Here is a 9,013-nt window from a genome sequence, read left to right on the forward strand (position 1 = left end):
GCCGCCACAGGCAGCGCCAGTCTGCAAAGTCGTGAAAGGCTGAGCGTTGCCATCGCCCGGAAACGGCGGTCGCGTTGCGAAGTTGCCTGCGCAGGCCCGCCTTGCCGATCACAATCGGTTACCGGCGCGTTACGCGCCGATGGCTTCAAGGCCTTCCTCCAGCCAGTCGGCGAGCATCGGCAGGCCGAGCAGGTATTTGGCCGTGCGCTTCCTGGGACGCTCCCTGGCGGCGGCCACCGCGTCCGCCCATTCGGATGCGTCGTAGTCGCCGCGCCCAACCCAGGCGAGCGCGATCAGCTCGGCCGCCTCGTCGATGTTGAGATCGTTGATCAACTCGCGGAATTCTTCTTCGGTGAGGTCTTCCGAGGCTTCCTCGACAAGGCCGTCATGGTGATGGCTGGCATGCGTGTCGCCGTCGAACTCGACCTCATGCTCGGCGCCGTCGTCATAGTCCTCGTTGACGGCGGCGCTCAATGCCTTCGCCTTGAGGATGAACAGGCGCACGGTGTCCGGATCGATCGAAAGTTCCCACTCCTTCTCGAGGCGCTGCTGCACGGTCCTTCTCCACGTGATGCGCTTGGTCCCGATGATAGCGGAATTAAAGCGCGCGTCACGTCCGCAGGTAACGGCTTCTTTCCGGCCGTTCAAAATAGTTCGGCAGCCGCCCGCATTTCGGGATGAAACCGCGCCAGAGCGGCGTTAATCTGCCATTGTCACGCTCATGGAGGCTTCGATGCGCAGACGTTTGCTTGTTCAGGTCATGGCTATCGCGGCGCTGCCGCTGTTCGTAGCGCCGGCTTATACGGCCGGTGAAGGTGGAAGTAGCGGTGGCCAGACGACCACCACCTGCAAGAAGGGTGAGGTCTGGGACAAGAAGAAGAACAAATGCGTAAAGCCGCAATATGGCATGCTGGACGACGACAGTATCTATGAGGCCGGCCATGACCTGGCGATGGCCGGGCGCTATGAAGAGGCGATCTCGGTGCTGACGCTCGCCGCCAACAAGCAGGATCCGCGCATCCTCAACTATCTCGGCTACTCGCACCGCCATTCCGGCCGCGTCACGGTCGGCCTTGGCTATTACGAGGAAGCGCTTCGCATCGACCCGAACTACACGCTGGTGCGCGAATATCTCGGCGAGGCGCATCTGCAGATCGGCGATCTTGCCGGCGCCCAGCAGCAGCTCCAGGAAATCGAGAAGCGGACCGGCAAGGGCTCGCGCGAATACGGCATGCTGTCCGAGCAGATCGACCATTTCCTGAGGAGCTGAACAGGGCTTCGACGCTCCTCAAACCGGCTGTGAGCGATCACGGCCGGTTTTTTGCTGTCCGCCGCTGGTCAACGGCCCGCGAAAGCGGTGATCATTTTGCCGAATTTCATTTTTGGGCGTGAAAATCGCGCCAAGATCGCTATATTCAGGGAAATTGTGGTGAGACGGTTCCGTTAGCCCGAGGCTGCCGGACCGTTTTCTTTTTGTACCCATTTGACAAGGCCGCTCCCGAAACCGGGGGTGGCGGCAGGAAAGGTCAGGCATATGATCAAGGTCCCGATGACAGGCGAGGGGTTCGCGTCATTGAAGGAAGAACTGCGTTGGCGCCAGCAAGAGGAGCGTCCGCGGATCATCGAGGCGATTTCCGAAGCGCGCTCGCATGGCGACCTGTCCGAAAATGCCGAATATCACGCGGCGAAAGAGTCGCAGAGCCACAATGAAGGCCGCATCAACGAACTCGAGGACCTGATCGCGCGGGCCGAAGTCATCGACGTCTCCAAGCTTTCCGGCGACAAGGTGAAGTTCGGCGCGACCGTGGTGCTCGTCGACGAGGACACCGAGGAAAAGAAGACCTATCAGATTGTCGGCGACCAGGAAGCGGACGTGAAGTCCGGCCGCATCTCGATCTCATCGCCGATCGCGCGTGCACTGATCGGCAAGGAAGTCGGCGACGCAATCGAGGTCAACGCACCGGGCGGCGCCCGCGGGTACGAGATCGTCCAGGTGCAGTTTATTTAGCTCCCAATCTCCCCCCTTGTGGGGGAGAAAGCGGTTTCAAGATCTTAGCCGAAGGCTAAGTGTTAGAAATCGCAAGTGAGGGGATAGCGCCGCCTTATGAGGACGTGACGCCTGCGCCCTACGAAATCCCCTCTCTTGGATTTTCTACGACTTAGCCTCCGCGAAGTGCTCCGGCTAAGGCCGTGAAAATCCATTCTCCCCCACAAGGGGGGAGATAGCGCGCTGCGCCAGCAGGCGCTCAGCCTCCGCCATCACCTCAGCAGGCGTTACCTTGCTGTCGGCCGGCGCAAGCAGCGTCGACGCAAACGGCCCGCGCGGGCCCGTGAGGCCCGGCTCCGTCGCCAAGAAGATGGCGACCGTAGGCAGGCCGAAGGCGCTGGCGAGGTGAGTGAGGCCGGTGTCGGCGCCGATGACCAGCGTCGAGCGGCCAAGGATCGCGGCGATGTCCGCCAGCGGCGATTTCGCAACCAGCACCGTCTCGGGCACGGCCGCGGCAACGGCTTGCGCCACCTTCCTTTCCGCCTCGTTCGACCAGGTGACCACCGGCGTGAATTGCCGGTCGGCCAGTCGGCGCGCGGTTTCGATCCAGTTCTCGACCGGCCATTTCTTGTCTTCGCGGCTGGTGCCGTGCAGCAGGAAGGCGGTTCTGCCTTCAACGCCAGGCAGGCCGCCCGCCGGTGGCACGATGCCTGACTCGAGCGCCGACAGGTCGGGCTGATAGCCAAGCGCCAGGCCGAACAGCCGTCTGGTTCGCTCGATGGCGTGCAGGTCGCGCGGCACGGCGTATTTGTGTTGGTAAAACAGCGTTGCCGAAGGCTCGCGGGCGCCGGCCCGATCGAAGCCGGCTATCGGCGCGCCGGCCTGGATGGCGACCAGGGCCGACTTCAACAAGCCTTGGGCGTCGATGACAAGATCGTAGCGGGCGGCGCGGAGCGCTTTGCGTAACCCGGCCATCTCGCGCCACGTGCCGCCGTCAAACGGTCGCTTGCGCCAGCGCCGGACCGCCACCTTGTGAATGGTGCCGATCGCCGAATGCAGCGCCACGATGCCGGCAAACGGCTCCTCCACGCACCAGTCGAAATCTATGTCGGGGCGGTTGCGCACCGCGTCCTCGACGGCGGGAAAAGTGTGGATGACATCGCCCATCGACGATGTCTTGACGATCAGCACTTTCATGCGGCCGCCGGAACCTCGAGCAAGCGGTCGGCCGCGGCCGTGACGCGGGCGACATCGAGCGTCTTCAGGCAGTTGAGATGGCCGAGCGGGCAGACCTTCTTGTGGCAGGGCGAGCAGGACAGATGCAGCCAGATCAGTTCGGAGCGCTCGCTGAGCGGCGGCGTGTTTTCCGGCGAGGTCGAACCGTAGACGGCGACGATCGGCGTGCCGACGGCGGCCGCGACATGCATCAGCCCGCTGTCGTTCGAGACCGCCAGCTTCGCCGCGGCGATCAGGTCGATGGCGTCCTCGAGCCGCGTCTTGCCGGCGAGGTCGACCGCGCCCGGCGCAAGTGCGCCGATCTCAGCCGTCACGTCGGCATCGTTCTTCGAGCCGAGCAGCGCGACTCCCAGGCCCTTTGCCATCATGTCCCGGGCAAGCCCGGCATAGTGGTCGCTCGGCCAGCGTTTTGCCGGGCCGAACTCGGCGCCGGGCATGAGCGCGACGAATTTCTTCCCGGTCAGCCCGAAGCGCGCCAGCAGATCGGCCTGGTTGGCCTTGTCTACGCTAAGATGCGGCGCGCGAAAGGTGCCGCCGCGCGCGAGGCCGAAATAGGCGCGCGCCGTGCGCCGCTTCAGCGCTTCGGGCAGCGGCACGACATCCGTCAGCAGGCCGTAGCGCATCTCGCGCAGATTGCCAACGCGGTGCGGGATGCGGGCAAAGAACGGGATCAAGGCCGATTTCCAGCTTCCCGGCAGCACATAGGCCATGTCGTAGCGGCCGCGCAGCAGGCGGCCGAAGCGCCTGCGGCTGCGGAATTCCAGCGCCCCCGGCATCAGCGGAAAGTCGATCTGGCTGCGTATCTCGGGCATGCGCCTGACCAAAGGTGCTGCCCAGGCCGGCGCCAGCACGTCGATCGCCGCATTCGGATGTTTTTCCTTCAGTGCCGCAAACAGGCACTGCGCCATGACCATATCGCCCACCCAGCGTGGGCCGATCACGAGGATCGTTGGGCCTTCAGCCATTCGACATAGTCCCTGACGCCGGTTTCGACTGTGCGGAATTGGCCATTGTAGCCGGCCGCGCGCAAGCGGGACATATCAGCCTGCGTGAAACTCTGGTAGCTGCCCTTGAGATGGTCGGGGAAGGGGATGAACTCGATCTCGCCCTTGCCCAGCGTGTCGATCACCGTCTCGGCGATGGCGCGGAACGGCTGGGCGCGGCCGGTTCCGCAGTTGAAGATGCCGCTCAAACCGCGTTTCCACAGCCACAGATTGACCTCCGCGACGTCGCCGACATGGATGAAGTCGCGGCTCTGCTCGCCGGGTCCGAAGTCGCCATAGGCGCCGAACAGCTTCGGGTTTTCGCCGCGCTCGACCTGGTTGAACAGATGGAAGGCGACGGAAGCCATGGCGCCCTTATGCGCCTCGCGCGGTCCATAGACGTTGAAATAGCGCAGGCCGGCGACCTGCGAATGATCGGTATCGAAGACGGTGCGGCGGACGTAATCGTCGAACAGCTTTTTCGAATAGGCATAGACGTTGAGCGGGCGCTCGAAGTCGGGCTCCTCGCGAAATTCGCTGCCGCCGCCATAGACCGAAGCCGACGAGGCGTAGAGGAAGGGTACGCGCAGCTTCAGGCAGGCATGCAGGAGCCGCTTCGAATAGGCGTAGTTCACCTCCATCATGAACTTGCCGTTCCATTCGGTGGTGGTCGAGCAGGCGCCCTGATGGAAGACGGCTTCGATGCGGCCGAGCGCGCCGTCCTCGAGCCGGGCGAGAAATTCGTCCTTGTCGAGATAGTCGGCGATGCGAAGGTCAGCTAGATTGGCGATCTTGTGGCCTTCGGTCAGATCGTCGACGACGACGATGTCGTCATGGCCCCCGGCGTTGAGCGCGGCGACGATGTTGGAGCCGATCATGCCGGCGCCGCCCGTGACGATGATCATGAAGGCCTCTGCTGCTTACGATTCCGGCTCTTATAGGGGAGGTGGGCTGGGCTGTCGATAAAGCAGGCGCTGCCCGTCTCATGGTCCCTCGTTCTTGTCTATTTTGTCTTTTTTGTCTATTATGTACAAAACGGAGCGCCCATGAAACACTATCCGTCGACCGATCTGAAACAAAATCTCGGAGATGTGCTTGCGGCGGCGAGCCAGCAGCCTGTCTCCATCACTCGTCACAACAAGCCGAGATACGTCCTGATGAGCATCGAAACTTACGAGGCTCGCTTCGCCAACGATGGCCGCCGCGTCTACGCGGCGAAGGATGCTCCGGCCGAACATGTCGAGATGCTCGAGCAATACACTGCCGAGCTGGACCGTGATTAGGCCATAGCCGCCGACGTCTGGCGATATCCGGATCATGAGGGACCAAGATGCCGTCGACCGAATTGCTGATCGCGTTTTTCGCCACCACCGCGATCTTCGCCTACATTCCCGGTCCCGCCATGCTCTACGCCGCTGCGCAGACGATAGCGCGCGGCCGTTGGTCGGGGCTGACGGCGGCACTCGGCATTCACCTTGGCGGTTATTTCCATGTCTTCGCGGCCGCCGCCGGCCTGTCGGTGCTGTTTCACGCCGTGCCGCCGCTCTATCTGGCGGTCAAGCTCGGCGGCGCGCTCTACCTGATTTGGCTCGGCGTCTCCATGTTCCGCAAACGGACGGATGGCGATACGGCTCTGCCCGCGATCGAGCGTAAATCGGCCCGTCGCGCATTTTTCGAGAGCATCACGGTCGAAGTGCTCAATCCCAAGACGGCGATCTTCTTCATGGCGTTCCTGCCGCAATTCATCGACGCCTCGACGGCGTTTCCGGTCTGGCTGCAGTTCGTCGTGCTTGGAATCATCGTCAATCTGATGTTCTCCTCCGCCGACATCGTTTGCGTCTTTCTTGCCGGCGCGATGATTGCGCGGCTGCGGCGTTCGGGACGCGCGCAGCGGCTGATGCAGCGGGCGGGCGGCGCCGTGCTGGTCGGCCTCGGTGTCCATGTCGCCCTGCAGAGGAGCTGATCGCCCGGCTGCCTCCGGCTGGGTTCCGCGCCGGGCCTGCCGTTGCGCTCGCCCGAATTGCGGTATATCGGCATCGCCTTGAGTAGCCCACGCCACAATTCCGGCGCTGAAATCTAATCAAGTCCGGCCGTCTTCAGGCATAGCTCGAGTGAGATGATCCAGCACAATCCGCCTTCTCCGGAACCTTTGCATCGCACCATCGCCCGGTTCGGCGACGTCACCGTGCTGGTGGTGGGCGATTTCATCCTCGACCGCTTCGTCAGCGGGGTGATCGAGCGCATCTCGCCGGAAGCCCCGATCCCCGTTCTGCATGGCAAGGGCGAGACGCTGAACATGGGCGGCGCCGGCAATGTCGTCTCCAACATCGTTGCGCTCGGCGCGGCCGCGATCCCCGTGTCGGTGATCGGCACCGACCAGGCGGGCAACAATCTGATGCGCATGCTGGGCGAGATCGGCGTCGACACCGACGGGCTCCTGCAGCGCCGGGACCGCATGACATCGTCGAAAAGCCGCTTCAGCGCGCTCAACCAGCAGGTGCTGCGTTTCGACGAGGAAGAGATCAAGTCGCTCACTTCCACCGAGCGGGCGAAGCTCATCGACCATTTCCAGGCGGCGCTTGGCCGCGCCGACATCGTCATCCTCTCCGACTACGGCAAGGGCATTCTGCTCGAGGGCGTCGCGGGCGAGCTGATCGCGATCTGCCGCGACGCCGGCAAGCCGGTGCTGGTCGACCCGAAGGGGCGCGACTACGCGCGCTATGCCGGCGCCACCGCGGTGACGCCGAACCGCAAGGAACTTGGCGAGGCGGTCGGGCGCAAGGTGTTCGGCGACGACGAGATCGTCGCCGCGGCGCGCGACCTGATCGCAGCGCATGATTTCGAGTTCATCGTCGCCACGCGCAGCGAGAAGGGCATGAGCGTCGTTTCGGCCGAGGATGCCCGCCACATCTCCACCCAGGCGCGCGAAGTGTTCGACGTTTCCGGCGCCGGCGACACGGTCATTGCCAGTTTCGCGCTTTCGCTCGCCGCTGGCGCCGATCGGGTGCATGCGGCCGTCATCGCCAATGCGGCCGGCGGCGTCGTGGTGGGAAAACGCGGCACGGCGCGGCTCAACGTCGAGGAACTGTCGGGCGCGCTGTTCCGCTCGCACGGGCCGACGGCTCATACGGATGCCATTCTCGACGCCAACGCCGCGGCCAGGATGGTCGCGGCCTGGAAGCAGGAGGGGCTGACCGTCGGTTTCACCAATGGCTGTTTCGACATCCTGCATGCCGGGCATGTCAGCCTGCTGCATGCCGCGCGCAGCCAGTGCGACCGGCTGGTGCTCGGCCTCAACAGCGATGCCTCGGTGCGCCGGCTGAAAGGGCCTGGGCGTCCGGTCAACGACCAGCATGACCGCGCCTGCGTGCTGGCCGCGCTTGCCTCGGTCGATGCTGTCGTCGTCTTCGAGGAAGACACGCCGCTGAAGCTCATCGAGGCGCTGCTGCCCGACATCCTGGTCAAGGGCGCGGACTACACGGTCGAGACCGTTGTCGGCGCCGATGTGGTGCAGAAGGCGGGCGGGCGCGTGGTGCTGGTCGATCTCGTCGCCGGCAAGAGCACGACCAACACGATCGGTAAGATGCGCGCCGCAAACTGAGGGATTTCATGTCCGAACTGAACGACTATCTGGTCCGCTCCGCGGCCGCGATCACAGCAACGGTCGAGCGCGATCTGACCAGCGAGATGGAGCGCGCCGTGGACAAGACGGTGACGGCGCTGTCGTCCGGCAAGGCCTTGCTGATCTGCGGCAATGGCGGCTCGGCCAGCGATGCCATCCACATCGCCGGCGAGCTGGTCGGCCGCTTCCTGAAGGAGCGCAAGGCCTACAATGTCATCGCGTTGCCGGCCAACGCCGCGGTGCTGACGGCCTGGGGCAATGATTACGGCTTCGAGACCGTCTTCTCGCGCCAGGTCGAGGCGCATGGGTCGGAAGGCGCGGTGCTGCTTGCCATCTCGACCAGCGGCAATTCGCCGAGCATCCTTGCCGCGGCCGAGCAGGCGAGGGCGATGGGCATGACGGTGATCAGCCTGACCGGCGAGACCGGCGGCAAGCTCAAGCCGCTGACCGACATCCTGCTCAACGTGCCGTCGACCTCGACGCCGATCATCCAGCAGGGGCATCTGTGCCTCTACCATTATCTCTGCGAAGCGGTCGAAGCGCGTCTCAGCAATGGCTGACGACGGCGCGGTCGATCCGCTTGTCGAGCCGGGCCTGTGGATCGAGCGGATCGGCGACAGGATCTTTCCAGGCGGCCGGCCGGCGCTGTTCCTCGACCGTGACGGCACGATCAATGTCGATACCGGCTATCCCGACGATCCGGCGGCCATGGTGCTGCGCGACGGCATCGCGCCGGTGATCGAGGCCGCGAACCAGCGCGGCATTCCGGTCGTTGTCGTCACCAACCAGTCCGGCATCGCGCGCGGCTATTTCGGCTGGGATGCGTTCGCCAGGGTCAACGGGCGCGTGCTCGACCTCTTGGCTGAACAAAACGCGTTTGTCGACATGGTGCTTGCCTGCGCCTACCACGAGGCCGGCAAGGGTCCGCTAGCGGCTGCCGACCATCCGATGCGCAAGCCCAATCCGGGCATGCTGCTGGAGGCGGATCGCCGCCTCGGCCTTGATCTCGAGCGATCGCTGATCGTCGGCGACAAGCCGGCCGATATCGAAGCCGGCCAGCGCGCCGGGCTCAAGCGCGGCTGGCTGGTCGATGGCGAAGGCTCGACGATGGGCGGGCTTTCGGTGTCGCCTCTGCGCGACGCGGCGGACCTCAAGGGGCTGCTTGCCGCGATAGGGTCGCTCTGA

11 protein-coding genes are annotated in these 9,013 nt (G+C 64.3%); 7 read left to right on the forward strand and 4 right to left on the reverse strand.

The window, feature by feature from the left end; all coding sequences use genetic code 11:
* Positions 1–129: 129 nt before the first annotated feature.
* Positions 130–555, reverse strand: coding sequence for a DUF3775 domain-containing protein (locus LB572_RS18990; RefSeq protein ID WP_140803944.1), 426 nt, complete (start codon positions 553–555; stop codon positions 130–132).
* A 178-nt stretch (positions 556–733) separates the two neighbouring features.
* Here LB572_RS18990 and LB572_RS18995 point away from each other — a divergent pair, with 178 nt between their 5' ends.
* Together LB572_RS18995 and greA are read left to right on the forward strand one after the other, a co-directional pair.
* Positions 734–1,270 carry a tetratricopeptide repeat protein gene (locus LB572_RS18995; protein WP_224668772.1) on the forward strand — a complete coding sequence of 179 codons (537 nt, stop codon included), beginning with the start codon at positions 734–736 and terminating at the stop codon, positions 1,268–1,270.
* A 264-nt stretch (positions 1,271–1,534) separates the two neighbouring features.
* On the forward strand, positions 1,535–2,008 hold the full coding sequence (gene greA / locus LB572_RS19000) for a transcription elongation factor GreA (RefSeq protein WP_027168132.1): 474 nt from the start codon (positions 1,535–1,537) through the stop codon (positions 2,006–2,008).
* Positions 2,009–2,182: 174 nt separating this feature from the next.
* Here greA and waaC read toward each other — a convergent pair whose 3' ends face one another.
* From waaC to rfaD, 3 genes are read right to left on the reverse strand one after another with little or no spacing between them, the layout of a single operon-like run.
* A complete protein-coding gene (gene waaC, locus LB572_RS19005) occupies positions 2,183–3,184 on the reverse strand; it encodes a lipopolysaccharide heptosyltransferase I (protein ID WP_224668773.1) in 1,002 nt (333 codons plus the stop codon).
* Positions 3,181–4,188 carry a lipopolysaccharide heptosyltransferase II gene (waaF, locus tag LB572_RS19010; protein ID WP_224668774.1) on the reverse strand — a complete coding sequence of 336 codons (1,008 nt, stop codon included), beginning with the start codon at positions 4,186–4,188 and terminating at the stop codon, positions 3,181–3,183. Before waaF ends, waaC begins: the two co-directional genes overlap by 4 nt.
* Positions 4,161–5,111, reverse strand: coding sequence for an ADP-glyceromanno-heptose 6-epimerase (rfaD, locus tag LB572_RS19015; protein WP_224668775.1), 951 nt, complete (start codon positions 5,109–5,111; stop codon positions 4,161–4,163). The genes waaF and rfaD overlap by 28 nt, the downstream gene beginning before the upstream one ends.
* 141 nt (positions 5,112–5,252) lie before the next feature.
* Here rfaD and LB572_RS19020 point away from each other — a divergent pair, with 141 nt between their 5' ends.
* The 5 genes from LB572_RS19020 to LB572_RS19040 all read left to right on the forward strand — a co-directional run bounded on the left by LB572_RS19020 (position 5,253) and on the right by LB572_RS19040 (position 9,013).
* On the forward strand, positions 5,253–5,489 hold the full coding sequence (locus tag LB572_RS19020; RefSeq protein ID WP_140803934.1) for a type II toxin-antitoxin system Phd/YefM family antitoxin: 237 nt from the start codon (positions 5,253–5,255) through the stop codon (positions 5,487–5,489).
* Positions 5,490–5,536: 47 nt separating this feature from the next.
* Complete coding sequence (locus LB572_RS19025; protein WP_224668776.1) at positions 5,537–6,169, forward strand: LysE family translocator; 633 nt, start codon at positions 5,537–5,539, stop codon at positions 6,167–6,169.
* Between the two features lie 153 nt (positions 6,170–6,322).
* Positions 6,323–7,807, forward strand: a complete 1,485-nt coding sequence (gene rfaE1, locus LB572_RS19030) for a D-glycero-beta-D-manno-heptose-7-phosphate kinase (protein ID WP_224668777.1) — start codon at positions 6,323–6,325, stop codon at positions 7,805–7,807.
* An 8-nt stretch (positions 7,808–7,815) separates the two neighbouring features.
* Positions 7,816–8,388 carry an SIS domain-containing protein gene (locus LB572_RS19035; protein ID WP_224668778.1) on the forward strand — a complete coding sequence of 191 codons (573 nt, stop codon included), beginning with the start codon at positions 7,816–7,818 and terminating at the stop codon, positions 8,386–8,388.
* On the forward strand, positions 8,381–9,013 hold the full coding sequence (locus tag LB572_RS19040; RefSeq protein WP_224668779.1) for a D-glycero-alpha-D-manno-heptose-1,7-bisphosphate 7-phosphatase: 633 nt from the start codon (positions 8,381–8,383) through the stop codon (positions 9,011–9,013). Before LB572_RS19035 ends, LB572_RS19040 begins: the two co-directional genes overlap by 8 nt.

The sequence above is a fragment of the Mesorhizobium sp. BH1-1-5 genome (genome assembly GCF_020165615.1).
Taxonomy (GTDB): Bacteria; Pseudomonadota; Alphaproteobacteria; order Rhizobiales; family Rhizobiaceae; genus Mesorhizobium.

Coding starts and splice junctions, on each gene's coding strand:
- LB572_RS19025 (WP_224668776.1), top strand. CDS start 5,537: ATGCCGTCGACCGAATTGCTGATCGCGTTTTTCGCCACCACCGCGATC.
- waaC (WP_224668773.1), bottom strand. CDS start 3,184: ATGAAAGTGCTGATCGTCAAGACATCGTCGATGGGCGATGTCATCCAC.
- rfaE1 (WP_224668777.1), top strand. CDS start 6,323: ATGATCCAGCACAATCCGCCTTCTCCGGAACCTTTGCATCGCACCATC.
- LB572_RS18995 (WP_224668772.1), top strand. CDS start 734: ATGCGCAGACGTTTGCTTGTTCAGGTCATGGCTATCGCGGCGCTGCCG.
- waaF (WP_224668774.1), bottom strand. CDS start 4,188: ATGGCTGAAGGCCCAACGATCCTCGTGATCGGCCCACGCTGGGTGGGC.
- greA (WP_027168132.1), top strand. CDS start 1,535: ATGATCAAGGTCCCGATGACAGGCGAGGGGTTCGCGTCATTGAAGGAA.
- rfaD (WP_224668775.1), bottom strand. CDS start 5,111: ATGATCATCGTCACGGGCGGCGCCGGCATGATCGGCTCCAACATCGTC.
- LB572_RS19020 (WP_140803934.1), top strand. CDS start 5,253: ATGAAACACTATCCGTCGACCGATCTGAAACAAAATCTCGGAGATGTG.
- LB572_RS19035 (WP_224668778.1), top strand. CDS start 7,816: ATGTCCGAACTGAACGACTATCTGGTCCGCTCCGCGGCCGCGATCACA.
- LB572_RS19040 (WP_224668779.1), top strand. CDS start 8,381: ATGGCTGACGACGGCGCGGTCGATCCGCTTGTCGAGCCGGGCCTGTGG.